Consider the following 24674-nt stretch of genomic DNA (forward strand, 5'->3'; position numbering starts at 1 on the left):
CTGTGGCCGCTGTGACTGGCGTGACCCATGGGGGAGCGGTGGTGAATACTTGCCGGGCAGGGTGGTGACGACTGGGGACCGGCAATGTTAGAAAGGCCGGATGCGAGACCGATTTGCCCGGCTTAGGCGTGTATCACTGCCTTCGCTGGTGGGAAAGAGCCCACGAAGCGTCGCAGGACAGGTGTTCCTCCTGCAGGTGGCGTTGGTGGTGCTGCTCGTGGTCTTCGCCGTCTTCGCCCTCTTCCTGCAGTCGCGGCGGGACACCAACGCCGAGGCCAAGCGCCGCTCCGTGGCGGTCGCGCAGACCTTCGCGCACTCACCGGGCATCCTCGCGGCGCTGCGCACCCCCGCCCCGTCGAAGGTGCTCCAGCCGCTGACCGAGGCGGGACGCAAGTCCGCGGGCGTCGACTTCGTCGTCGTCATGGACACCCACGGCATCCGCTACACCCATCCCATACCGAGCCGGATCGGCAAGCGCTTCGTGGGCACGATCGGGCCGTCGCTGGCCGGGAAGGTCTACACCGAGAGCGTCCACGGCCCACTGGGCCAGGAGGTCCAGGCCACCGTTCCCGTCCGGAACGCCGACCACAAGGTGGTGGCCCTGGTCTCCGCCGGGCTGAAGGTCAGGAACGTGACCAACCAGGTGGACCGGCAGGTACCGATCATCCTGTCCGCCGGGGCGGGCGCCCTCGGAGTGGCGACCGGGGTGACGGCGCTGGTGGGCAGACGGCTGCGACGGCAGACGCACAGTCTGGCCCCGCACGAGATGGCCCGCATGTACGAGCACCACGACGCGGTGCTGCACTCCGTACGTGAAGGGGTGCTCATCATCGATGACGACGGTGTGCTGCTGCTGGCGAACGACGAGGCGAAACGCCTGCTGGACCTGCCGTCGGACGCCGAGGGCAACCACGTGAGCGAACTGGTGACCCTGGAACCCGAAACGGTCGCGCTCCTCACGTCCGGCCGCGAGGCCACCGACGAGGTGCACTTCGGCGGCCCCCGGCTGCTGGCGGTCAACCAGCGCCCCACGGACCGCGGCGGAGGCCCCAGGGGAACCGTGGTCACCCTGCGCGACTCCACCGAGCTGCAGGCCGTGTCCGGCAGGGCCCAGGTCGCCCGGGACCGGCTGAAGCTGCTCTACGACGCCGGACTGGGCGTCGGCACCACCCTCGACGTGGTCCGTACGGCCGACGAACTCGCGCGGGTCGCCGTTCCTCGCTTCGCCGACTTCGTCACCGTGGACCTGGCCGACGCCGTGCTCCACGGAGAGGAACCGGGTGCCACGGCGACCGGCATGCGACGCATCGCCGTGTCCGGCATCCGGGACGACCACCCCCTCTACGAGAAGGACCGGCTGATCGACTTCCTGCCCTCCACGCCCCAGGCGCGCGGCTACGGAACCGGCCGCTCCGAACTGGTGGCCGACCTGTCGACCGCCACCGACTGGCACCGGCAGGACCCGGAGCGTACCGAGGAGGTCCTGGAGTACGGCATCCACTCCCTGATCGCGGCGCCCATCCAGGCCCGGGGTGTCGTGCTGGGCCTCGCGAACTTCTGGCGGACCAAGGAGCACGGCCCCTTCGACGAGGAGGAGCTGTCGCTCGCGGAGGAGCTGGTGGCCCGCGCCGCCGTCAGTATCGACAACGCCCGTCGCTACACCCGCGAGCACGCCCTGGCGGTCACTCTCCAGCGGAGCCTGCTGCCGCGGGCCCTGCCCGAGCAGAGCGCCCTCGACGTCGGCCACCGCTACATCCCGGCCCAGTCGGGAGTGAGCGGCGACTGGTTCGACGTGATACCGCTGCCCGGCAGCCGGGTCGCCCTGGTCGTCGGCGACGTGGTCGGCCACGGCCTGCACGCCGCCGCCACGATGGGCCGGCTGCGGACCGCGGTGCACAACTTCTCCACCCTCGACCTGCCGCCCGACGAACTGCTGAGCCACCTGGACGACCTGGTCGGCCGCATCGACCAGGACGAGACCTGCCCCGAGACTCCCGCCGCCGTCGTGGGCGCCACCTGCCTGTACGCGATCTACGACCCCGTGACCCGCCGCTGCGCCATGGCCCGTGCCGGGCACCTGGCCCCCGTGCTCGTGCTCCCGGACGGCAGCGCCGACTTCCCCGACCTGCCGGCCGGGCCCCCGCTCGGCCTGGGAGGCATGCCGTTCCAGACGGCGGAGCTGGACCTTCCCGAGGGCGCCCAGCTCGTCCTCTACACCGACGGCCTCGTCGAGGACCGGACGCGGGACCTCGACGTGGGAATGGAGCTGCTGCGCCGGGCCCTGGCGGGCCACCCCGACCGGGCACCGGACGACAGCTGCCGGACCGTGCTGGACGAACTGCTGCCCGGACGTCCCCAGGACGACGTCGCCCTGCTCATCGCCCGCACCCGTGGACTGTCCCCCGACCGGATCGCCGACTGGGACGTACCGCCCGACCCCGCCGCCGTCGCGAAGGTGCGCCTCGCCGTCTCCGAGAGACTCGACGAGTGGGGCCTGACCGAGCTGGGCTTCAGCATGGAACTCGTACTGAGCGAGCTCGTCACCAACGCCATCCGCTACGGCAGCGAGCCCATCCGCGTCCGGCTGATCAACGACCGCACGCTGGTCTGCGAAGTGGCCGACGGAAGCAGCACCTCGCCGCACCTGCGGTACGCCGCGACGACCGACGAGGGCGGCCGCGGCCTGTTCCTGGTCGCGCAGCTCACCGAGCGCTGGGGCACCCGGTACACCCCTCAGGGCAAGGTGATCTGGGCGGAGACGGCACTGCCCGAACCCGGCTCGGACACCGGCCCGGCACTGGCCGACATGGGCTTCGGCCCAGGGCTGTGAGCGCGACGGCGAACTCGCCGCACGCCCGCCCGACCGCCTCGGAGCGCGCGGTGCCACGGTGACGCCGCCGCGTTCGCGGCGGACCGCCGTTCGGAGGCCCTGTGGTGGCGTCGGCCGTGGCCGCCCCGCACGCTGGACGTGGACACGGATGTGCCGCCACGTCGACCGGCGGCGGCAGGGCCCTGGGAGGATCGTGTGACCACTTCGCCCCCCGCCACCGACGCACCGCCCGCCCGGTACGACGATCTACGCGCACTGGTGATCAACTGCACCCTCAAACGGTCCCCGGAACCGAGCAACACCCAGGGGCTGATCGACCGCAGCGTCGCCATCATGGACGCCCAGGGCGTGCGGGTCGACCAGGTGCGGGCCGTGGACCGCGACATCGCCACGGGTGTGTGGCCGGACATGACGGAGCACGGCTGGGAGAGCGACGACTGGCCGGAGCTGTACCGGCAGGTGCTGGCGGCGGACATCCTCGTACTGGCGGGTCCCATCTGGCTGGGGGACAACAGCTCCGTGACGAAGCAAGTGATCGAGCGGCTGTACGCCTGCTCGAGCCTGCTCAACGCAGCGGGTCAGTACGCGTACTACGGACGGGTCGGCGGCTGTCTGATCACCGGCAACGAGGACGGCGTCAAGCACTGCGCCATGAACGTGCTTTACAGCCTGCAGCACCTGGGGTACACCATCCCGCCGCAGGCCGACGCCGGGTGGATCGGCGAGGCGGGCCCCGGCCCCTCGTACCTCGACCCCGGCTCGGGCGGTCCGGAGAACGACTTCACCAACCGCAACACCACGTTCATGACCTGGAACCTGCTGCACCTGGCCAGGGCGCTGAAGGACCTCGGCGGCATTCCCGCCTACGGCAATCAGCGCACCGCCTGGGACGCGGGCTGCCGACGCGACTACGAGAACCCCGAGCACCGGTAGCGAGGGAGCCGAGCAGGCCACCGCCGGTTCCGGGCGGGTGACGCGAGCCCGAAGCCCCCTGGGGTGTCTCGGCCGCCACCGAACCGTCTCCGCCGCCAGGTCATCGCAGTCCGCGTCATCGCAGTCCGCGTCACCGCAGTCCGCGTCACCGCAGTCCGCCGCTCCGCCCGCGGCGGACTGCCCGGTCTCGCCCCCCCCGCTGCTCGCCGTCGCCGCCCACGGCGGCCGCTCCAAGTCCATACGGGTGATGCCCCACTCGGACCGGCCGGGCCGGGATTGCAAGGCGGACAGGCCCTTAGGCCACCCGTTCTCCGCAGGGCGGCCCGTCCGGAGTGGCAGCCCGGTGGGAGCCGACCGAAACTGAGATCCACGGTTCGTGATCAGTGACTGACCCACGGCAACCACGGTCCCCGTGGTTCGGTCGCAGGCTGTCGCAGAGTGCGCCAGGAGGTCGCATGGTGGAGCAGTCCTCCGAGACCCATATATTCGGGCCGGACCAAGCGGTCGTCGACAGACGTGGCGGTTCCGGCCCGGCGACGACCGAAACGGAGCGGCGACTCGCGGACGTACTGGCCGACGTGACGTCCCGCGAACGCATCCCGGTCGACAGTCACTTCTTCACCGACCTCGGTGCCAACTCCCTGCTGATGGCGCAGTTCTGCGCGCGGATCAGGAAACGGCCGGACCTGCCGTCCGCGTCGATGAAGGACATATACCGGTACCCCACGATCCGGAGTCTCGCGGCGGCCCTCGAGGTGGCGACGCCCGCTGCCGCCGAATCGCCGCTCCCCGAGTCGCCTTCCCCGACGACGCCGGCGCCCGCGCCGACGCCCGCGACAGTGAATCGGCTGACGCATTTCCTGTGCGGCACGGCCCAGCTGCTGGTCTTCCTGGCCTACTCCTTCGTCACGGGGCTGGTCGCCGCCCGCGGATACGAGTGGATCGCCGCTGGAGCCGGCCTGGTCGACATCTATCTGCGGTCGCTTCTCTTCGGCGGCGCCTGTTTCGTGGCCATGTGCCTCTTCCCCGTCATCGCCAAATGGCTGCTCGTCGGCCGCTGGAAACAGACGGAGTTTCCCGTCTGGGGTCTGGCCTATCTGCGCTTCTGGCTCCTCAAGGTACTGCTCCACGCGAATCCGATGATTCTCTTCGTCGGCAATCCGCTGTACGTGCTGTATCTGCGGGCACTCGGCGCGCGTATCGGCAAGGGAGTCACGATCCTCTCCCACTCCGTACCCGTCTGCACCGACCTGTTCACCGTCGGAGCCGGGACGGTGATCCGCAAGGACGCCTTCTTCCTGTGCTACCGGGCGCACGCGGGACGCATCCAGACCGGACGGGTCACGCTCGGACGAGACGTGTTCGTGGGGGAGAAGACCGTCCTCGACATCGACACGTCGATGGGCGACGGCGCGCAGCTCGGTCACTCCTCCGCCCTGTACCGCGGGCAGACCGTGCCGGCCGGCGAGCGCTGGCACGGCTCCCCGGCCGAGCCCACGGAAGTGGACTACGTGAGGGTCGCGCCGACGAGGTGCGGCACGCCACGCCGGGTCTGGTTCGGGTGCGTCACCCTGGCCCAGTTGTTCCTCGTGTACATACCGGGGGCGTTCGGCGGGGTGTACATGCTGTTCACCGAGGTCCCGGCGCTCGGTGGGCGACTGGGCCCGGACACGGCCGGGCTCGCGCTGTCCGTCCTGGTCGCCGACGCCCTGCCCCTGTCCCTGGTGCTGTTCTTCGGCCTCCTGGTCCTCGGCCTCGTCGCGCTGTACACCGTGCCGCGTCTGCTGAGCCTGGCCCTCCGACCCGACCGGGTCTATCCGCTCTACGGTTTCCACTACGCCGCGCAGCGGGCGATCGCCCGTATGACCAACGTGAGATTCTTCGCCTGGCTGTTCGGCGACAGCTCCTACATCGTGTACTACCTCTGCGGACTCGGATACGACCTGTCCCGGATCGAGCAGACCGGGTCCAACTTCGGCACCGAGCTGCAGCACGAGAGCCCGTTCCTGGTCTCGGTCGGCAGCGGCACGATGGTGGCCGACGGGCTCTCGATCGTGAACGCGGACTACTCCAGCACGTCGTTCCGGGTCTCCCGGGTGTCGATCGGACCGCGCAACTTCCTCGGCAACAACATCGCCTACCCCGCGGGGGGCAGGACGGGGGAGAACTGTCTGCTCGCCACGAAGGTGATGGTTCCCCTCGACGGCGAGATCCGCGAGGGGGTGGGGCTCCTCGGCTCGCCCTGCTTCGAGATCCCCCGGTCGGTGGAGCGCGACGCCCGGTTCGACGACCTCAGGACCGGGGACACACTGCGCGACCGTCTCGCGGCGAAGAACCGCTACAACCTCCGCTCGATGGCCGTGATGCTGTTCGCCCGGTGGCTGCACACCTTCGTCCTCACGGTGCTCGCTCTCGCCTCCGTCGATCTCTACGGCGTGCTCGGCCATGTGGTGATCGCCGGATACCTGGCACTGACGCTCGCCTACACCACCGTCCACTACGTGCTGGTGGAGCGCTGCACCATGTCGTTCCGCAGGCTGCGGCCCCGCTTGTGCTCCATCTACGATCCGCTCTTCTGGCGGCACGAGCGCCTGTGGAAGGTCCCCGACCACTACCTCAACATCTTCAACGGAACCCCGTTCAAGGCGTTGGTCTGGCGGCTGCTGGGCGTCCGTATCGGCAGCAGGGTCTTCGACGACGGCTGCTACCTGACAGAGCGGACACTCACCACCCTCGGGGACGAGTGCACCCTGAACGCCGGGAGCAAGGTCCAGTGCCACTCGCAGGAGGACGGCACCTTCAAGTCCGACGGCACCACCATCGGCACAGGCTGCACGCTCGGCGTGGGCGCCCACGTGCACTACGGCGTGACGATGGGCGACGGAGCCGTGCTGGCACCCGACTCCTTCCTCATGAAAGGCGAGGAAGTCCCCCCGAACACACAGTGGGGCGGCAACCCCGCTGCGGACATGCCGGACGCCGAGTTGAGGAAGGCCATTCGATGGGATCGCGCGTAGAGGCGGACCGGGAGTTCTGGAGCCGTGTGCTGACCGCCGGCGGTTTCACGGCGGTGCCACGATGGGCTCCGGAGCCGGCCGCGGGTGTGGCCGAGTACGAGGTGACCGTGCCGGACGACGTCGCCCGGGCGGTGCGTGAGCTGGCGCGGCGCACGGCGGTACCGGTGAGCGCGGTGCTGCTGGCCGCGCATGCCAAGGTGCTGGCCGCGCTGTCGGGCGAACAGGAGGTCGTGACCGGTTACGCCGCGGGCGCGCGGGGCGGCCCGCTGCCGTGCCGGCTGACCGTTCCCCCCGGGCCCTGGCGCACGCTGGTGTCGGAGGCACACCGCGCCGAGACGGAGCTGCTGGCGCACCGGGACCACCCGGTCGAGGAACTGCGGCAGGAACTCGGGGTCGCCGGGCCGTCGTACGAGGTCGTGTTCGACCCGGCGGGGGAGGAGACCGGGCTCGTCGACGACGCCGCGCTGGGTGTGGGCTGGTGTCACCGGGACGGGCGGATGGCGGCCCGGCTGCGGTACCGCACACAGGTGCTGGACACCGACTGCGCGGCCCGGATCGGCGGTTACCACCTGGCCGCACTGCGATCGGTCACGGCGGACCCGGACGCCGATCACACCCGGCAGAGCCTGTTGTCCGCCGACGAGGTGCACGAGCAGACCGAGGGGCTCGCCGGTCCCCGCCGGGCACTGCCGCAGGCACGGATGCACGAGCTGTTCGAGCAGCGGGCCCGCGCGCATCCGGAGTCGGTGGCGGCGGTGCACGGCGAGCAGCAGTGGACGTACCGCGAGCTCAACACCCGCGCCAACCGGCTCGCGCGGGCACTGCTGGCGCGGGGACTGGGCCCGGAGGACCCGGTCGCGGTGGTCACCGAACGCCGGCTCGACTGGCTGGCGGCGACCCTGGCCGTCTTCAAGGCGGGTGGTGCCTACCTGCCGGTCGAACCGCACTTCCCCGCCGGACGCATCGCGGCGACCCTGTCACGGGCCGGGTGCCGGCTGGTGCTGACCGAGGCCGGCAGCACCGGCACCCTCGACGAGGCCCTGGCCACCCTCCCGGACATCGAGAAGCTGCTGGTCGAGACGGCGTACGAGCAGCAGCCCGACGGCTCGGACGTCGGGGTGGAGGTCGGCGTCGACCAGCTCGCCTACATCTACTTCACCTCCGGCTCCACCGGCGAGCCCAAGGGCGCCATGTGCGAGCACGCGGGCATGCTCAACCATCTCCATGCCAAGATCGACGACCTGGGGATCGCCGAGGGGGCCGTGGTGGCCCAGACAGCCCCACAGTGCTTCGACATCTCGCTGTGGCAACTGGTGTCCGCGCTGCTGGTGGGCGGGCGGACCCTGCTGGTCGGGCAGGACGTGGTCGTCGACGTGGAGCGCTTCGTCGACACCCTCGTCCGCGGCCGGGCCGGTGTGGTGCAGGTCGTGCCCTCCTATCTGGAGGTCGTCGTCTCGTACCTGGAGAAGCATCCCCGCGCGTTGCCGGACCTGAGGTGTGTGTCGGTGACCGGTGAGGCGCTGAAGCGGGAACTGGTCCAGCGCTGGTTCGCGCTCCAGCCCGGGATCAAGCTCGTCAACGCCTACGGTCTGACCGAGACTTCGGACGACACCAACCACGAGGTCATGGAGGGCGTCCCCGAGCGTGTGCTGCTCGGGCGCGCGGTCAACAACGTGCGCGTCTACGTGGTCGACGAGCACCTGTCGCTGGTGCCACTGGGCGCCCCGGGGCTGATCGCGTTCTCCGGAGTGTGCGTCGGGCGGGGCTACGTCAACGATCCCGAGCGGACCCGTGAGGCCTACCGGGAGGACCCGTACCGCCCGGGGGAGCGGTTGTACCTGGGAGGTGACTGGGGGCGCTGGCAGCCTGGCGGGAAACTGGAGTTCCTCGGCCGCCGGGACAACCAGGTCAAGATCCGCGGCTTCCGCATCGAGATCGGTGAGATCGAGAACACCCTCCTCGGGGTGTCCGGGGTGCGGGACGGCGCGGTGGTCGTCGCCGAACGGGCCGGCGACAGCAAGCACCTCATCGCCTTCTTCACCGGCCGGCGCCGGCATCCGGACGAACTGCGCGACGCGCTGGGCGCCCAGCTGCCCGCCTACATGGTCCCCTCCGCCTTCCACTGGCAGCCGAGCCTGCCGCTCACCGGCAACGGGAAGATCGACAGGAAGGCCCTGACCGCGCTGGCCGAACAGACGGCACCGCCCGCACACAGCGACGCCCGCGGTGAGCAGGACCGTGACCCGCTCACCCCGACCGAGCGCAAGCTGGCCGCCGCATGGGCCGAGCTGCTGGGCGTCCCGGAACACGGGATCGGCCGCACGGACCACTTCTTCGACGCCGGCGGCACCTCGCTGACGGCGGTGAAACTCACCATCGCCCTGGACCGTGCCGTGTCCCTGAAGGACATCACCCGGCACCCGGTACTGGCCGACCTCGCCGCCCTTCTCGACGGCGCCGCCCGGCAGCACCCGGAGCTGCTGCAACCGCTGTCGGAACCGGACGGCGCCGCCCGGTGCCTGCTGGTGTGCTTTCCCTACGCGGGCGGCAACGCGGTCAACTACCAGCCGATGGCAGGCGTCCTGGCGGCCGACGGGGTCGCCGTCCACGCCGTGGACCTGCCCGGTCACGACCTCGCCGCCCACACCGAACCGTTCGTGTCGATCGAGGAAGTGGCGAAGCGGGTCGTCACCGAGATCACCGGGCGCGGTCCGGCCAGGATCCTGCTGTGGGGCCACTCCTCGGGCGCCGCCGCGGCGGTGGAGACGGCCAGACTGCTGCAGGAGCGCGGTGTGGACGTCTCCCGGGTGTTCCTCGGGGCGCAGTTGCTCGGCACCGCCGCCGGCCGGCGCGCCGCCGTCGGCGAGCTGACGGGCCGGAGCAACACCCGGATCGCCGCGCGGCTGACCGCGGACAGCGGCTACACCGAGCTTCGGGAACTGGACGCCGAGCATGCCGAGCACGTCGGTGCCGCCTACCGGCACGACTACGTCCTGGCGCACCGCTATTTCGCGGCCGCACTGGAGAACCCACCCGCGGTGAAGCTGTCCGCACCGGTCACCGTGGTCGTCGCCGCCGACGACCCGGTCACCGCCGGGTACACCGAGCGCTGGCGCGACTGGCAGGCCCTGGCGGAGCGCGTGGAGCTGCACGAACTCGCCGACGGCGGCCACTACTTCCTGCGTACCCGTCCGGCCGAAGCGGCTCGGGCCGTGCTGGGTGCCGTCGAAACACTGGCCTCCCCCTGAGCCTGACGTCACCTCTCCGGATGGCGACCGGGCAACCGAAAGGAGACACGCATGTCGTCCTCACCACCCGTGGCAGCACCGCTCGACGTGGCGCTGCGGCCGGACAGACCGCCGATCCTGCACCTCGACTCCCCCGGGGACGCGGCGAGCTGGGCGGCTGCGCACCGTGAGTCGCTGCGTGCCCAGGTCACCGAGCACGGCGCGCTGATCGTCCGCGGTCTGCGACCGCGGGACGCGGCCGAGGCCGGTGCCGTGTTCCGGGCACTGACCGGTGAACTGATGACGGAGAAGGAGGCGTTCGCCCCCCGCGAGACACACGGCCCGGGGGTGTACTCCTCCACGACCTGGCCGGCGAACCAACCGATGTGCATGCACCACGAACTGAGCTACCTGCTCGAGGTCCCCGGCCTGATGCTGTTCGCGTGCCTGACCGCGCCCGCCGAGGGCGGGGCCACGGCGGTCGCTGACGCGGAGGAGGTGCTGCGCGCGCTGCCCGCCGAGCTGAGGACACGGTTCGAGCGCGAGGGCTGGCTGCTCACCCGCGCCTACAACGACGAGATCGGGGCGTCCCTGGCGGAGTCCTTCGGCACCGACGACAGGGCCGCGATCGAGGACTACTGCCGTGCCAACGCCATCGAGTTCGCCTGGCAGCCCGACGGATCCCTGCACACACGGCAGCGGCGCAGCGCCGTGGTGGAGCATCCCGTCACCGGCCGGCGCTGCTGGTTCAACCAGATCGCCTTCCTCAACGAGTGGACCCTTGCACCGGAGGTGCGCGAGTACCTGGTCGACGTCTACGGCGCGGACGCGCTGCCGTTCAACACCCGCTTCGGGGACGGCACCAGGATCGACGAGGACATCGTCCAGCTGCTCAACACCACCTACGACGAGCACACCCGCCGCGAGCCCTGGCAGGCCGGCGATCTCATGCTCGTCGACAACATCCGCACCGCACACAGCCGAGAGGCCTTCGGCGGGGAACGCCAGGTGGTCGTCGCCATGGCCGAGCCCCGGCGGCTGCCCGACCTCGGCCCGGCCCCGGAGGCGAGCCGTCGATGACCAAGGCATCGTCAGCCACCACGCGGCAGCCCGAGCCCGGCCAGGTCCCCGCGCCGGCCTTCGCCGTCATCTCCGGCGCCCAGGTCCAGCAGGCCCTCCGCGGCCGCGAGAAACAGATCGTCGAACTCGTCGAGTCCACCTACCGGTTGCACGGCGCCGGGGACTCGGTCAACCCGCCGTCGTACTTCCTGCGCTTCCCGGACCGTCCCGCGGACCGGATCATCGCGCTGCCGGCCTCCATCGGCGGTCCGGACCGAGTCGACGGCCTGAAATGGATCTCCAGCTTCCCGGCCAATGTGCGGGCCGGCCTGCCCCGGGCCTCAGCGGTCCTCATCCTCAACGACCACGAGACCGGCTACCCGTTCGCGTGCCTGGAGAGCTCCGTCATCAGCGCGACCAGGACGGCGGCCTCGGCCGCGCTGGCCGCCGACTGGCTCAGCCGCACGAGGGCCCGGCCCGCACGTGTCGGCTTCTTCGGCACGGGCCTGATCGCGCGCTACATCCACACCTTCCTGACCGGCACCTCCTGGACGTTCGACACGGTCGGCGTGTACGACGTCTCAGCGGACAGCGCGGCCGGTTTCCGCGGCTATCTGGAGCAGACCGGCGCCCCCGGCCGGATCACCGTCCACGACAGCGCCGAGGACCTCGTCCGGTCCAGCGACCTGGTGGTCTTCGCCACCGTCGCGGGCGAACCCCATGTCACCGACCCGGCCTGGTTCGCCCACCATCCGCTGGTGCTGCACATCTCCCTGCGCGACCTCGCCCCGGAGATCCTGCTCCGGTCGGCCAACATCGTCGACGACATCGAGCACTGCCTGAAGGCCGACACCTCGCCCCATCTGGCCGAACAGCTCACGGGCGACCGTGACTTCCTGGACGGCACCCTCGACGACGTCATGACCGGACGGCTCACCCCGCCGTCCGACCGGCCGGTGATCTTCTCACCCTTCGGACTCGGCGTCCTCGACCTCGCCGTCGGCAAGTACGTCCACGACGAGGTGGCCCGGGCGGGACAGCTCCGCCTCATCGACGACTTCTTCCACGACCTGCGCCGGTACGGCTGAGGCGCACCCGCTCGGCCCTGGCAACCGGAGGCCCACCGTGCCCGTCATATCCGCTCCCCACGCCTTCAACGAAAGACACCTGTACGTCGACCTCGAGCCGGTGCTCGGAAGCCGTCTCTACCTGAAGTGCGAGGGCTTCAACTTCGCCGGCTCCATCAAGTTGAAGGCCGCGAACGAGATGGTGGAGGCGGCCGAGCGCGACGGGGTCCTGAAGCCGGACTCGATCCTGGTCGAGTCGTCGTCCGGGAACCTGGGCGTGGCGCTCAGCATGATCGCCGCCAGCAAGGGTTACCGGTTCCTGTGTGTGACGGACTCCCGTTGCAACCTGTCCACCAGGCTCCTGATGGAGGCGCTGGGCAGCGAGGTGCACATCGTGGCCGACCTGGACACCAACGGCGGCTTCCTCGGCAAACGGATCGACTACGTGCGCGAGCTCTGCGCGTCCGACGACCGCTACGTGTGGCTCAGCCAGTACACCAACGCGGGCAACTGGCAGGCGCACTACCGCACCACGGCACCGGAGATCGCCTGCCACTTCCCACGGCTCGACGTGCTGTTCGTCGGGGCCGGCACGACCGGGACCCTGATGGGTTGCGCGCGCTGGTTCCGGCAGTGGCACCGGCCGGTGCGGATCGTCGCGGTGGACAGCGTGGGCTCGGTGTCCTTCGGCGGCGAACCCGGCCGCCGGATGATTCCCGGTCTCGGCATGAGCATGCGCCCGCCCCTGCTGGACGAGTCGTACGTGGACGAGGTCATCCGGGTCGAGGAAGCGGACACCATCCGCACCTGCCACCGGCTGGCCCGCCGCGGTTTCCTGTTCGGCGGGTCCACCGGGACCGTGGTGAGCGGTGCGACGGACTGGCTGGCCCGGCACGACACACGGGGGCTGACCGCGGTGGCCATCGCCCCCGACCTGGGCGAGCGCTATCTCGACACCATCTACCAGGCCAACTGGCTGCAGGACCTCTACGGTGAGGACATCCTCGACTCCGAGGAGGTCCCCGCCACGTCCTCGCGGTCCAAGCCCGTGTCGCGGCGCCGAGCCGTCGGGAAGGACCGCGGAGGGGAGCACTGAGACCGTGGCGCCGGCGTCATGACCTCGAACCCCGGGCCGGCCGGTACCGGCAGCGGGCCCGCCGTCTCCCGTGGCGAGTTCGACGCGATGTTCGCGGCGGTTCGCACCTGGGGCCGCTGGGTCCCGGCGGACCGCGGCGCGTGGAACCGTGTGACGGCGGACCGCGTGCGGCGGGCCACGGCCGCGGTGCGGTCCGGGACGGTCGTGCCGCTGGCGCTGCCCTGGAACACCCGGGCCGGTCCCGACAACCGCAGGCCCGCCCTGCACCACATGACCGATCTCGGTGACGTGGAGAGACCGGAACCGTCCACCCACAAGGACTTCATCGCCGCCGACTACCACGGCAAGGGCGTCACCCATCTCGACGCACTGAGCCACATCGCCTACCGGGGGCAGCTCTACGACGGCCGCACGGCGCGCGAGGCCGTCGATGCCGCGGGCGCCCGCTTCGGCACGGTGGCCGCACTCGGCCCCCTGGTGACCAGGGGCGTGCTCCTCGACCTGCCGGCCGTTCTCGGCGTCCGCTGGCTGGAGCCGGGCCAGGCGGTGCACGCGGCCGACGTCATCGCCGCCGAGCAGGCACTCGGGGTGACGATCGGCGAGGGCGACGCGGTGCTGCTGCGCTCCGGACATGTCCGCCGGCGCGCCGAACTCGGCGCCTGGGACCCCGACACGGGGAGCGCGGGTTTCCATGTGGACGCCCTGCCGCTACTGGCCGAGCGGGGTGTCGCGCTGCTCGGCGGTGACGGCGACAGCGATGTGCGGCCCTCACCCGTCGACGGCGTGCACTCACCGGTGCATGCGCTGGCCGTCGCGGCGATGGGAGTGCCGTTGCTGGACAACCTCGATCTGGAAGCCCTCTCCGCCGCCACCGCCGAGGCCGGACGGCACGAGTTCCTGCTGGTCGTGGCGCCGCTGAACATACCGGGCGGGACGGGATCGCCCGTCACCCCGGTCGCGGTCCTCTAGGCACGGGCGGGAGGCAGTGGCCGTGCGCGTGGTGCGGAATTCGCGAACCGTGACTCATGACCCCAATGCCCGTATCCTCGTCAATGCCAGATATGTCCGATGAGCTGACTTACGTGGGTGCTAGTGGGGCGAAGCGTGGTTCGATCCGGCGGAGAGCCGCTACCGACAGGGCGTGCGACAGACGGCACGGGCCCGGCACGCTTCCGTGAGCGTTTTCTGCAGGGTGAGACGGTCGAGGCGGGCGTGCGGTCGTCGATCCTGAACTCCTGGCAGCGCTGCCGGTCGCTCGGGCTCTCCCCGGACCAGTCGGACCTTCCCTACCGGGACGACTTCGATCCGGGCGGCCGTGTCGTGCACGCGGCCGTGCCCGTGCTCGACCGGCTGCAGGCCAGGTTCTCCGGCAGCGAGATGAACATCTCCCTCGCGGATCCGAACGGAACGGTCCTCCTGCGCCGTTTCGGGCGGGCGTCACTGGCCAGAAGCCTCCCGGCGATCCAGGCGGTCCCCGGATTCGTGTTCTCCGAGCGGGTCGCCGGCACCAACGGAATCGGACTCGCCCTGGCCGAGCGGCAACTCATCCGGGTCTACGGAGCCGAGCACTTCGCCGAGCGCGCCCAGGGGAACGCCTGTCTCGCGCTGCCCATCCGCGACCCGCTCAGCGGACGCATGGAAGGCGTGCTGTGCATGGGCTATCCGCGCAGCGCCGAGAATCCGGCGCTGGGCCCGGTCATACGCAAGGCGGCCGCGGCCGTGGAGCGGCGGCTGCTGGAGCAGAGTTCCGAGCGTGAGCGTGCGCTGCTGAGGGCGTACCGGGCCGCGGAAGCCGAAGCGGCCGCCGGCCCGCACCGCGGCATCGCGGTCGACGAACTGGCGCTCGAGCTGCGCCCCCATGACCAGGCCGTCCTCATGGAGAAGGCGACCGAGCTGATCTCCCGCGGACAGCGGGGCGCCGTGGACGTGTCCCTGCCCGGCGGACGGTGGATCAGGCTGGTGAGCCGCCCGATGACGAGTGGCTTCGGCGTGGAAGGCATCGCCGTCGAAGCCGTCCTGCCGGGCGTTCTCCCCGTGGAGGCGCTCCTCGTCCCGCGCCAGGCCGCCGAGACCTCCGCCGTCCCCGCCTCGCTCGCGCGCCTCCCGGCCGCTCGGCCCACCGGACGCCTTACCGGTGCGGCGCCGGGCCGGGCCCCGCTGGACGGCAAGGTCAAGGCCAACGGTGCCGACGGCGCGCGAGGCGCTCGTACCGGCGGTCCGCCGACGGCCCGGGGGCTGGTGATGGTGGGGGAGCCGCGCGTGGGCACGTACGCCCTGGCCGCGCGCCGACGCCTGGAGCTGCTGTCCGAGGCCAGTGCCAGGGTGGGCACCACCCTGGACGTACGCCGCACCGCCGAGGAACTCGCCGAGACGGCGGTGCCACGACTGGCCGACTACGTCACCATCGATCTGTCCGAGGCGGTCCTGCGCGGCGAGGAGTCCGTCGATCCCCTCGGCGACCTGCGCCGTACGGTGGTCCACGGCATTCGCGACGACCTCCCCTTCATTCCGGTCGGCAAGCGGCCCGACTTCGGTCCGACCGCACCCCAGCTGCGCTGCCTGACCGGCGGACAGGCGGTGCTGGAACCGGACCTGAAGGTCGCCGCGGGCTGGCTCGCCCTCGACCCCGAGCACACCGACGCGCTGCTGGCCCACGTCCACTCCCTCATCGCGGTACCCCTGCTGGCCCGCGGAGTCGTCCTGGGAATCGCCTGCTTCTACCGGGCCCAGGACCCGGCCCCGTACGGGGACGACGACCGCTCGCTCGCCCGGGAACTGGCCGCCCGCGCCGCCCTGTCCATCGACAACGCCCGGCGCTACACCCATGAACGCGCCATGGTCCTCGCCCTGCAGCGCAGGCTGCTCCCGCACGGTCTGGCCGACCAGCACGCCGTCGAGGTCGCCCATCGCTACCTGCCCGCCGAATCCGACGTCGGCGGGGACTGGTACGACGTCATCCCCCTCTCCGGTTCGCGCGTCGGCCTCCTCGTCGGCGACGTCGTCGGCCACGGGATGCTCTCCGCCGCCACCATGGGCCGGCTGCGCACCGCCGCACGCAGCTTCGCCGAGCTCGACTTCCCCCCGGACGAGGTCCTCGTCCACCTCGACAACCTCGTGGGCCGTCTGGACCGGGAGGACCCCGACGGCGAGGGTGTCGGCATCATCGGCGCGACCTGCCTGTACGCCGTCTACGACCCGACCTCGCAGCGGTGCGTCATGGCCCGCGCCGGCCACCCTCCGCCCGCGCTCGTCCACCCCGACGGCACCGTCTCCTACCCCGACCTGCCGTCCGGGCCGCCGCTCGGTCTCGGAGGGCTGCCTTTCGACGCCGTCGAGGTCGACGTGCCCGAGGGCAGCCAGCTGGTCCTCTACACGGACGGACTGATCGAGGACCGGCACCGCGACGTCGACGCGGTCCTCGAACAGCTGCGCCTGGCCCTCGCTCACCCGCTGCGCACGCCCGAGGACACCTGCGAGGCCATCCTCGACACGGTGGCGCCCGCCCACCCGTACGACGACATCGCCCTGCTCGTCGCGCGGGTCCACGCGCTGGACGCCGACCGGATCGCCGCCTGGGACCTGCCTGCCGACCCCGCCCTCGTCAGCGAGGTCCGTGCGTCCGCCATCCGGCGACTGGCCGACTGGGGGCTCCACGAGACCACGTTCGCGGCGGAACTGATCCTCAGCGAGCTGATCACCAACGCCATCCGCCACGGGGCCGGACCGATCCGGGTGCGTCTGCTCTACGACCGCACCCTGATCTGCGAGGTCTCCGACGCCAGCAACACGGCTCCCCACCTCCGCCGGGCGGCCAGCACCGACGAGGGCGGCCGCGGCCTGTTCCTGGTCGCTCAGCTGTCCCGGAGCTGGGGCACGCGCTACCTGCCGGAGGGAAAGGTCATCTGGGCGGAGTGCGCCCTGGACGCCGCGTGAGACCGGGCCCCGCGCCCTGCCTCGGACCGCTGCCGTGTTTGGAGCGACGGCAAGCGAGGGCATGTCCGAAATACAGTGATCTATTCGGCTAGTATTCCTCTCGACCGTCGGGAAGAACTCGCCAGGCCGACCCCCCGGAGATGTCCGTGCACGACGCTCCAGACACGTCTGCGAAGGCACCGGCGCCCAGCGGGGCGCAGCCCCTCGTCCGCATCCGCGGGCTCGGCAAGCGGTTCGGCGCAACCGTCGCGCTGGCCGGGGTCGACCTCGACGTGCACGCCGGCAGCGTCCTCGCCCTGCTCGGGCCCAACGGCGCCGGGAAGTCCACGCTCATCAAGATCCTCGCCGGCGTCCACCACGCCGACGCGGGACACGGCACCGTCGACGGGCACCGGCTCGGCAGCGTAGCCGCCACCCGGAGCATGTCCTTCATCCACCAGGACCTCGGTCTCGTGGAATGGATGACGGTCGCCGAGAACATCGCCCTGAGCGCCGGATATCCGCGCCGCGTCGGACTGATCTCCTGGCGGCGGACCCGCGAGCGCGGCGCCGACGCCATGGGGATCATCGGCGGACAGCTCGACCCGTACACGCCGATCGCCCGGCTCGGCCCGGCCGAGCGTTCACTGGTCGCCATCGCCAGAGCCCTGGCGGCACGCGCGAAACTCATCGTCCTCGACGAGCCCACCGCACGGCTCCCCGCCCCGGACCGGGCCCGGCTGTTCCGCGTCCTCCACGCCCTGCGCGACCGGGGGCACGCCGTCCTGTACGTGAGCCACCGCCTGGACGAGGTCTACCAGGTCGCCGACACCTTCGCCGTCCTGCGTGACGGCCGCCTGGTCGGCCACGGGCCGCTGGCGGGCCACAGCCCCGCCCGCCTGGTGCGCGACATCGTCGGGGAGGAACCGGCCGGCTACCACCCGACGACGACCCCGGCCGACGGGCCCGCGGTCCTCTCCCTCGACGGCGTGCGGACCGCCGGCGCCGGACCGGTCGGCCTGGAGCTCCGGGCCGGGGAGGTCGTGGGCCTGGTCGGTCTCACCGGCGCCGGGCACACGCACCTGGGCCGGGCCCTGGCCGGCTGCCACCCCTTCCTCGCCGGCCGGGTCCTGCTCGGCGGCCGGCCCTATCGTCCCCGTACGGTCGCCGACGCCGTCGGGCTCGGTGTCGGCCTGGTGCCGGGCGACCGGCTGCGGGAGGGGTGCGCCGCCGAGCTGACCGTACGGGAGAACCTCCTGGCCTCCCCGCTCGCGGGCGACCGGCCGGCGGTGCGCTGGACGAACCCGCGCCGTGAGCGCGCCGAGGCCGCCACCCTCATCGAGCGGTTCTCGGTGCGTCCGCGTGACAGCGAGGCCCCCATCGCCACGCTCTCCGGCGGGAACCAGCAGAAAGTCATGATCGGCCGGTGGCTGCGCCCGGGCCTGCGCCTGCTGGTCCTCGAGGAGCCGACCGCGAGCGTGGACCTCGGCGCCAGAACCGCGATCTACCGTCTGCTCGACGAGGCCCTGGCGGCAGGCCTCGCGGTCCTGCTCGTCTCCACCGACTTCGAGGAGGTCGCGCAGGTGTGCCGGCGGGCCCTGGTCTTCGTCCGCGGGACCGTGGCGGCCGAACTGAGCGGAGCGGCCCTCACGGTCGCCGAGCTCACCCGGGCGGCCTCGGCCACGCCCCCTTCCCCGACCGCGGCGAACCCATGACGGCTCCGCCCTCCGCCTCCCCGCCCCGGCGGCGACCGCACCGGCCGGGCGGCCACCTCATCGGCGCCTACGGGCTCCTGGCACTCACCGCCCTGCTCGTCCTGGTCTTCTCCCTGGCTCTGCCGCGCACCTTCCCCACGCTGGACACCGTCGACTCGATCCTGTCCAACCAGTCGATCCCGGCCATCCTCGCGCTCGCCGCCATGGTCCCCATCGTGACCGGTGCGTTCGACCTCTCCATCGGCTACGGCCTCGGACTGGCACACGTCATGGTGATGCAGCTCGTCGTCCACGGCGGGTGGCCCTGGCCGCTCGCCTGCCTCACGGTGATCGCCGGCGGGGCGGTCGTGGGCGTCCTCAACGGCGTCGTCGTCGAGTTCGGCCGTATCGACTCCTTCATCGCCACCCTCGGCACCGGCAGCATGATGTACGCCGTCAGCGGCTGGGTCACCGGGGGCGGAAGGATCGTCCCCGGACCGCAGGGTCTCCCGGGCGGCTTCACCGGCATCTACGACTCCATGTACCTCGGTCTTCCCCTGCCCGCCTTCTACGTGCTCGCCCTCGCGCTCGTCCTCTGGCTGGTACTCGAGCGCCTGCCGCTCGGCCGGTATCTGTACGTCGTCGGTTCGAACCCGCGCGCCGCCGAGCTCGTCGGCATCCCGATCCGCAAGTACACCGTCTACACGTTCACCGCGTCCGGACTGATCGTCGGGTTCGCGGGTGTGCTGCTCGCGGCGGAGCAGCAGATCGGCAATCCCAGCGTCGGCCTCGACTACCTGCTGCCCGCCTTCGTCGGCGCCCTCCTCGGCTCCACGGCGATCAAACCCGGCCGGCCCAACGCCTTCGGCACCGTGGTCGCCGTCGCCGTCCTCGCCGTCGGTCTCACCGGCATCGGACAGCTGGGCGCCGACTTCTGGACGGTGCCGCTGTTCTACGGAAGCACCCTGCTCATCGCCGTCGGCCTGGCCGGCTACGCCGCCCGCCGCCGGCTGCGCACCGGTGCCGTCGCGCCCGACGGGCCCCGGTCGGCGGGCCCCACTCCCTGACGATCGGTTCCCCGCGAGGAGTTCCCGTGCACGGCAATCGCAAAGCCACCCCCGCCGTCCTCAGACTCGCCTGGTGCGTCCTCCTGGCAACGGCGACCGCCCTCGCCGGCTGCGAACGCGGCTCGTCGGGCGGCACCGGGGAGTCCACGGCGGGCCCGGACGGCTGTCCTGTCGTGCGTTCCAGGGCCCAGGAGGCCGTCGACCGGGTGGAGCGGACCGACGTCCCCTGGAACGGGCCGACCAGCGGCCCGGCGGCGGTGCCCGGAAAGACCATCGTCTACGTCGCCCAGACCATGACCAATCCGGGAGTCGCAGGCGCCGCCAGCGGGGTGCAGCAGGCCGGACGGATCATCGGCTGGAACGTGCGGGTGATCGACGGCGGCGGCACCCCCACCGGTATCCGGGCCGCCATGAGCGAGGCCGTGACCCTCAAGCCGTCGGGCATCGTCATCGGCGGCTTCGACCCCGGCTCCACTTCGCAGCAGGTGGCGCAGGCCAACGCGCAGCACATCCCGCTCATCGGCTGGCACGCGGTCGCCGTCCCCGGCCCCAGCCGGCGGCCCGCGCTGTTCACCAACGTCACCACCCGGGTCGAGGAGGTGGCGGGCATCAGCGCCCAGTGGATCATCGCGCAGTCCCGGGGCCGCGCCGGGGTCGTGCTCATCACCGACGCCTCGATCCCCTACGCGAGGAACAAGTCCGACCTGATCCGCAAGCGGCTCGCCACCTGTCCGGGCGTGAAGCTGCTCGCGTACGAGAACATCCCGATCCCGGACGCGAGCACCCGAACCCAGCGCGAGATCGCCTCCCTGCTGTCCCGGTTCGGGAGCAGCTGGACCCACTCCGTCGCCATCAACGACCTGTACTTCGCCGACGCGGCACCCGCCTTCCGCGCGGCCGGCCGGAACGGCGCCGGTCCACCCTTCAACATCGGGGCGGGGGACGGCGACCCCTCCGCCTTCCAGCGCATCGAGGACAAGCAGTACCAGGCCGCCACCGTGCCCGAACCGCTGTCCCTCCAGGGCTGGCAGATCGTCGACGAGTTCAACCGCGCCTTCTCCGGCCGCCCCGCCAGCGGATACGTGGCCCCCGTCCACGTCGCCACCGCCGACAACAGCGACAGTGCCACGACGTGGGACCCGTCGGGGTACCGGGAGGCGTACCGCAGGATCTGGGGACGGTGAACTCAGGCCGTCGCGTGCGGCCTGCTGTGCCCCTCGGGATGCGGGGTACGGTCGGCCTCGTCCTGGAGGAGCAGGGAGAGCAGGGCGGCCACGGTCAGTCCCGCCTCGGCCGGGTGACGCAGCACCTTGCCCGGTTCGATCCGGTACGTGTTGCTACGCCCCTCCCTGGTGTGCGAGAGGTATCCGTCCCGTTCCAGGTCGGCGATGATCTTCTGGACGGCCCGCTCGGTCAGCCGGCAGCGCGCGGCGATGTCGCGGATGCGGGCACTGTGGTCGTCGGCGATGGCTGCCAGCACCCTGGCGTGGTTGGTCAGAAACGTCCATCCGCTGTGTGGTTCAGGCACTCCGTCCATGTCGTCCAGCTTACCGACAGACGGTTCGCGCATTCAAAAGCACGTACTCCTTTTCATGTATTACTTGACGGGTGTGGGTCGACCGGGGCAGTGTTGGGGTGGGGTCGGCGATGAAAGAGGGAGAAGCCATGCCGCAACCTGCGCTGACGCTTGCGCGCTCGGCGACGGTAGCCGTCGGGGCGGCCGCCGACCTGGTGGAAGTGGTGCTGCGTGGCGATCTCGACTTCGACGCGGGCCGTCGGCTCCAGCACCGGCTGTACGACATACTCGCCCGCTCGGCCGGTGGTGTCGACCTGGATCTGAGCGCGGTGGGCTTCTGCGACTGCTCAGGCCTCAACCTCCTGCTATGGCTGCGCGAGCAGGCCGCGGCGCACGGCAAGACCCTCACCGTCCGGACCGCCAGTCCCACGGTCGAGCGGCTGCTCGACCTGACCGGCGCCCGGGAGGTGTTCACGCGCTCGTGAACCGGCTGCGGGATCCGGCGGGGCGGTGGCCGCCCCGCCGGATGGAATGACGCAGGACGACGTCCTCACGCCTGCGGGTGGAGGACGACCTTGGTGTAGCCCTCGATCCGCTTGTCGAACTTCTCGTACGCCGACGGCGCCTGGTCGAGCGGCAGCTCGTGCGAAACGACGAAGCTCGGCTCCGCGCGGCCCTCGATGATCAGATCACGCAGCTGGCGGTTGTAGCGCTTGACGTTGCACTGGCCGGTGCCCATGCGCAGGCCCTTCTCGAAGGCCTTTCCGATGGCGACGACCAGCATGCCCTGCTTGGCCTGCTCGTCCGGACCGCCGGGGTCGCGCGGCACGTACAGACCCGGTATGCCGAGTGCGCCCGTCGGCCTGACCGTCTGGACCAGAGAGTTCAGCACGGTCGCCGGTGCCTCGTGATCCTGGCCGGGCTCCTGGGCCTGGTAGCCGACGGCGTCGATGCCCTTGTCGGTGCCCTCGCCTCCGGTCTTCTCCTGGATCTGCTCCACCGGGTTGCCCTCGGTGAAGTTGATCGGTACCGCGCCGATCTCCTCCGCCTTCTGCAGGCGCTCCGCCACCCGGTCGACCACGAACACCTTGCTCGCACCACGGAGCATCGCGGAGTACGCGGCCATCAGTCCGACCGGCCCGCCGCCGTAGACGGCGACGCTCTCACCGGGGCGCACATCGGCCAGTTCGTTCCCGTGGTAGCCCGTGGGGAAGATGTCGGCGAGGAGGACGAAATCGGTCTCCTTCTCATTGCCCTCGGGAAGTTTCAGGCAGTTGAAGTCGGCGTACGGCACCCGTACGTACTCCGCCTGGCCTCCGACATAGGGCCCCATCGCGACGTAGCCGTAGGCGCCGCCGGCGAACCCCGGGTTCACCGTCAGGCAGAAGCCCGTATAGCCCGCCGTGCAGTTCTTGCAGAAGCCGCACGCCACGTTGAACGGCATGACGACCCGGTCCCCGCTCTTGAGCGCGGTGACCCCTTCACCGGTCTCCTCGATCACTCCGAGGTTCTCGTGACCGAAGACGATCCCCGACTCCGCGGCGGTACGGCCTTCGTACATGTGAAGGTCCGAACCGCAGATGGCGGTCGACGTGACGCGGACGATCGCGTCGTTCGGGTGCTGTATCCGGGGATCCTCCACTTGCTCGACCGCTACTTCGAACGGTCCCTTGTATACGACAGCCCTCATCCTCAAGCACCTCCACTAAGTGTGGCTGTTCGATCGCTATGAGGAACGACCGTGCAGGGGGTCGCCGCACTTCCGGCGACGGGCCCCGAATCCGATCGGTCTTCTGTGCTGTGGCTCATATTCCAGGCTCGTGCATGATGAGACGATTTGCACCTAGAGACCAGGAGAATGGTTTCTGCATTCTGGAAAGGGATTGATCACTTTGTCGCGACGTTTCGGCAAACTGCTCGTCGCAGTCTCCGGCCTGTCCGGCACCACCTACCCGGAGGGCACCCGAGTGGCCATTCGGGGCACCGGAGGATCCGTCGACGGCTTCGTCGGCGGTGACTGGCTGCCGCTCGCCTGGTGGGAGTTCGCCGACATCGAACCGGAGGAACCCGGAACCGCTTCGGGCTAGCCGAGCCGGCCGGTGAACCAGTCACCGGCCGCGGCAGCGACCTCCTCCAGGGCTCCGGGTTCCGGGAACAAACGCGTGGCGCCGCGCACGACGTGGATCGCGTGCGGTGCCCTCAGCCTGCGGGCCGCCTCCCGGTTCAGCTCCACCACCTGGCCGTCGGCGCCCCCGACGATGAGCAGCACAGGTGCCTCCACCCGTCCGAGGACCTCGTCGCCCGCCAGGTCCGGCCGTCCGCCCCGGGAGACGACCGCGTACACCCGCTCGGACCGCCCGGCCGCCGCCGTCAGCGCCCCGCGGCCGCCCCGGTACTCGCCCCGAACAGGCCCACCGGGAGATGACCGGTGTCCGGCCGCCGTCCGAGCCAGTCGATCGCGGTCACCAGGCGCCGGGCGAGCAGGGGGAGGTCGAAGCGGTACTCGCGGGTGCCGGTGTCCACGCGTTCCTCCTGCTCGGTGAGCAGGTCCAGCAGCAGGGTGCCGAGCCCCGCGGACCGCAGTTCCGCGGCGACCGCGCGGTTGCGCGGGCTGTGCCGCTAGCTTCCGCTGCCGTGCGCGAACAGCACGACCGCGCCCGGACGGCCCGGCAGTACCAGATCGCCGTGGAGTTCCGCTCTCACCGCGGGCACCGTCACCAAGTCGGAGACCGTCGCACACGCTCCCCGCGTCATCGGCGTGTCGCACCGCCCGGGTACCCGCCCCGCCGGCCATGTAGCCCATCCGGGTGGCCGGTACGCCCTGCGCCGGCATGTGGCGGGAGGAGTCGCGGCGCTGAGGTTAGTGTGGGCCGCTGTTCCGGTGACATCAGCCGGGGAGAGGCCAGGAAAGAATGTCCCAAGGGAACCCCGACCGAGACGGCGCGGAGGCCTCGACCGAGGAACGGGGAGCGTACGGCGCGGGTGACACCCCGGCATGGGAACTGTTCCGCATGATCTGGGCATCCGCCGTCCCGCCGGCCAGGGAGAGGAACCAGCACGCCACCGGCGCCGGTCAGCCGGTCGCGGGGATGACCGGGTCCGGGAGCCGCTGACCGGGTCGGGGAGCGGCTGACCGGGTCATCCGTGCCGCGCCCGCGACTAAGGGGTCCTTGCACTATGCCCGCCCGGGTCGCGCGGCCTGGCACCGCACCTCGCCGCGTTGCCGAAAAGCCCTGGTAGCTCCTCCCCCACTCTC

Annotated in this window: 16 protein-coding genes and 1 pseudogene; 14 read left to right on the plus strand and 3 right to left on the minus strand. The window is 71.2% G+C overall.

Annotation, left to right across the window (positions count from 1 at the left end; all coding sequences use genetic code 11):
* Nucleotides 1-100: 100 nt before the first annotated feature.
* From ACWC21_RS14905 to ACWC21_RS14960, 12 genes are all read left to right on the plus strand, one after another.
* Nucleotides 101-2830 carry a SpoIIE family protein phosphatase gene (locus ACWC21_RS14905; RefSeq protein WP_450881697.1) on the plus strand — a complete coding sequence of 910 codons (2730 nt, stop codon included), beginning with the start codon at nucleotides 101-103 and terminating at the stop codon, nucleotides 2828-2830.
* Between the two features lie 195 nt (nucleotides 2831-3025).
* Nucleotides 3026-3763: a flavodoxin family protein gene (locus ACWC21_RS14910; protein ID WP_450881699.1), complete on the plus strand. Its 738-nt coding sequence runs from the start codon at nucleotides 3026-3028 to the stop codon at nucleotides 3761-3763.
* Between the two features lie 455 nt (nucleotides 3764-4218).
* Entirely contained in the window at nucleotides 4219-6780 is a 2562-nt protein-coding gene (locus ACWC21_RS14915; protein WP_450881700.1) for a Pls/PosA family non-ribosomal peptide synthetase, read from the plus strand.
* A complete protein-coding gene (locus tag ACWC21_RS14920) occupies nucleotides 6765-10028 on the plus strand; it encodes a non-ribosomal peptide synthetase (RefSeq protein ID WP_450881702.1) in 3264 nt (1087 codons plus the stop codon). Before ACWC21_RS14915 ends, ACWC21_RS14920 begins: the two co-directional genes overlap by 16 nt.
* A gap of 51 nt (nucleotides 10029-10079) precedes the next feature.
* On the plus strand, nucleotides 10080-11087 hold the full coding sequence (locus ACWC21_RS14925) for a TauD/TfdA family dioxygenase (protein ID WP_450881704.1): 1008 nt from the start codon (nucleotides 10080-10082) through the stop codon (nucleotides 11085-11087).
* Nucleotides 11084-12154, plus strand: a complete 1071-nt coding sequence (sbnB, locus tag ACWC21_RS14930; RefSeq protein WP_450881706.1) for a 2,3-diaminopropionate biosynthesis protein SbnB — start codon at nucleotides 11084-11086, stop codon at nucleotides 12152-12154. The genes ACWC21_RS14925 and sbnB overlap by 4 nt, the downstream gene beginning before the upstream one ends.
* A 37-nt stretch (nucleotides 12155-12191) precedes the next feature.
* Entirely contained in the window at nucleotides 12192-13229 is a 1038-nt protein-coding gene (gene sbnA, locus ACWC21_RS14935; RefSeq protein ID WP_450881708.1) for a 2,3-diaminopropionate biosynthesis protein SbnA, read from the plus strand.
* Between the two features lie 18 nt (nucleotides 13230-13247).
* A complete protein-coding gene (locus ACWC21_RS14940) occupies nucleotides 13248-14198 on the plus strand; it encodes a cyclase family protein (RefSeq protein ID WP_450881710.1) in 951 nt (316 codons plus the stop codon).
* Between the two features lie 135 nt (nucleotides 14199-14333).
* Entirely contained in the window at nucleotides 14334-17162 is a 2829-nt protein-coding gene (locus ACWC21_RS14945) for a SpoIIE family protein phosphatase (protein ID WP_450881712.1), read from the plus strand.
* A gap of 146 nt (nucleotides 17163-17308) precedes the next feature.
* On the plus strand, nucleotides 17309-18856 hold the full coding sequence (locus ACWC21_RS14950) for a sugar ABC transporter ATP-binding protein (RefSeq protein ID WP_450881714.1): 1548 nt from the start codon (nucleotides 17309-17311) through the stop codon (nucleotides 18854-18856).
* Nucleotides 18853-19902 (plus strand): ABC transporter permease, encoded by a 1050-nt coding sequence (locus ACWC21_RS14955; protein WP_450881715.1) that lies wholly within the window; start codon nucleotides 18853-18855, stop codon nucleotides 19900-19902. The genes ACWC21_RS14950 and ACWC21_RS14955 overlap by 4 nt, the downstream gene beginning before the upstream one ends.
* 26 nt (nucleotides 19903-19928) lie before the next feature.
* Nucleotides 19929-21086 carry a substrate-binding domain-containing protein gene (locus ACWC21_RS14960; RefSeq protein ID WP_450881717.1) on the plus strand — a complete coding sequence of 386 codons (1158 nt, stop codon included), beginning with the start codon at nucleotides 19929-19931 and terminating at the stop codon, nucleotides 21084-21086.
* A 2-nt stretch (nucleotides 21087-21088) separates the two neighbouring features.
* Here the strand turns inward: ACWC21_RS14960 and ACWC21_RS14965 are convergent, their stop codons facing one another.
* Nucleotides 21089-21439 (minus strand): helix-turn-helix transcriptional regulator, encoded by a 351-nt coding sequence (locus tag ACWC21_RS14965; protein ID WP_450881719.1) that lies wholly within the window; start codon nucleotides 21437-21439, stop codon nucleotides 21089-21091.
* 128 nt (nucleotides 21440-21567) lie between these two features.
* Here ACWC21_RS14965 and ACWC21_RS14970 point away from each other — a divergent pair, with 128 nt between their 5' ends.
* The gene (locus ACWC21_RS14970) at nucleotides 21568-21903 is read left to right on the plus strand and encodes an STAS domain-containing protein (protein WP_450881721.1); all 336 of its coding nucleotides are present in this window, start codon (nucleotides 21568-21570) and stop codon (nucleotides 21901-21903) included.
* A 65-nt stretch (nucleotides 21904-21968) separates the two neighbouring features.
* On the opposite strand, the gene ACWC21_RS14975 is transcribed toward ACWC21_RS14970, so the two are convergent.
* Nucleotides 21969-23108 carry a glutathione-independent formaldehyde dehydrogenase gene (locus tag ACWC21_RS14975; RefSeq protein WP_450881723.1) on the minus strand — a complete coding sequence of 380 codons (1140 nt, stop codon included), beginning with the start codon at nucleotides 23106-23108 and terminating at the stop codon, nucleotides 21969-21971.
* A 202-nt stretch (nucleotides 23109-23310) separates the two neighbouring features.
* Between ACWC21_RS14975 and ACWC21_RS14980 the strand changes: the two genes are divergently transcribed.
* A complete protein-coding gene (locus tag ACWC21_RS14980) occupies nucleotides 23311-23505 on the plus strand; it encodes a hypothetical protein (protein ID WP_450881725.1) in 195 nt (64 codons plus the stop codon).
* Here ACWC21_RS14980 and ACWC21_RS14985 read toward each other — a convergent pair.
* Nucleotides 23502-24172, minus strand: a pseudogene (locus tag ACWC21_RS14985) (dienelactone hydrolase family protein). The gene ACWC21_RS14980 and the pseudogene ACWC21_RS14985 sit on opposite strands and share 4 nt — an antisense overlap.
* Nucleotides 24173-24674 lie beyond the last annotated feature (502 nt).

It is taken from the genome of Streptomyces sp. NPDC001348, assembly GCF_053597535.1.

Coding starts and splice junctions, on each gene's coding strand:
- ACWC21_RS14925 (WP_450881704.1), top strand. CDS start 10,080: ATGTCGTCCTCACCACCCGTGGCAGCACCGCTCGACGTGGCGCTGCGG.
- ACWC21_RS14975 (WP_450881723.1), bottom strand. CDS start 23,108: ATGAGGGCTGTCGTATACAAGGGACCGTTCGAAGTAGCGGTCGAGCAA.
- ACWC21_RS14915 (WP_450881700.1), top strand. CDS start 4,219: ATGGTGGAGCAGTCCTCCGAGACCCATATATTCGGGCCGGACCAAGCG.
- ACWC21_RS14940 (WP_450881710.1), top strand. CDS start 13,248: ATGACCTCGAACCCCGGGCCGGCCGGTACCGGCAGCGGGCCCGCCGTC.
- ACWC21_RS14970 (WP_450881721.1), top strand. CDS start 21,568: ATGCCGCAACCTGCGCTGACGCTTGCGCGCTCGGCGACGGTAGCCGTC.
- ACWC21_RS14920 (WP_450881702.1), top strand. CDS start 6,765: ATGGGATCGCGCGTAGAGGCGGACCGGGAGTTCTGGAGCCGTGTGCTG.
- ACWC21_RS14965 (WP_450881719.1), bottom strand. CDS start 21,439: ATGGACGGAGTGCCTGAACCACACAGCGGATGGACGTTTCTGACCAAC.
- sbnB (WP_450881706.1), top strand. CDS start 11,084: ATGACCAAGGCATCGTCAGCCACCACGCGGCAGCCCGAGCCCGGCCAG.
- ACWC21_RS14905 (WP_450881697.1), top strand. CDS start 101: ATGCGAGACCGATTTGCCCGGCTTAGGCGTGTATCACTGCCTTCGCTG.
- ACWC21_RS14955 (WP_450881715.1), top strand. CDS start 18,853: ATGACGGCTCCGCCCTCCGCCTCCCCGCCCCGGCGGCGACCGCACCGG.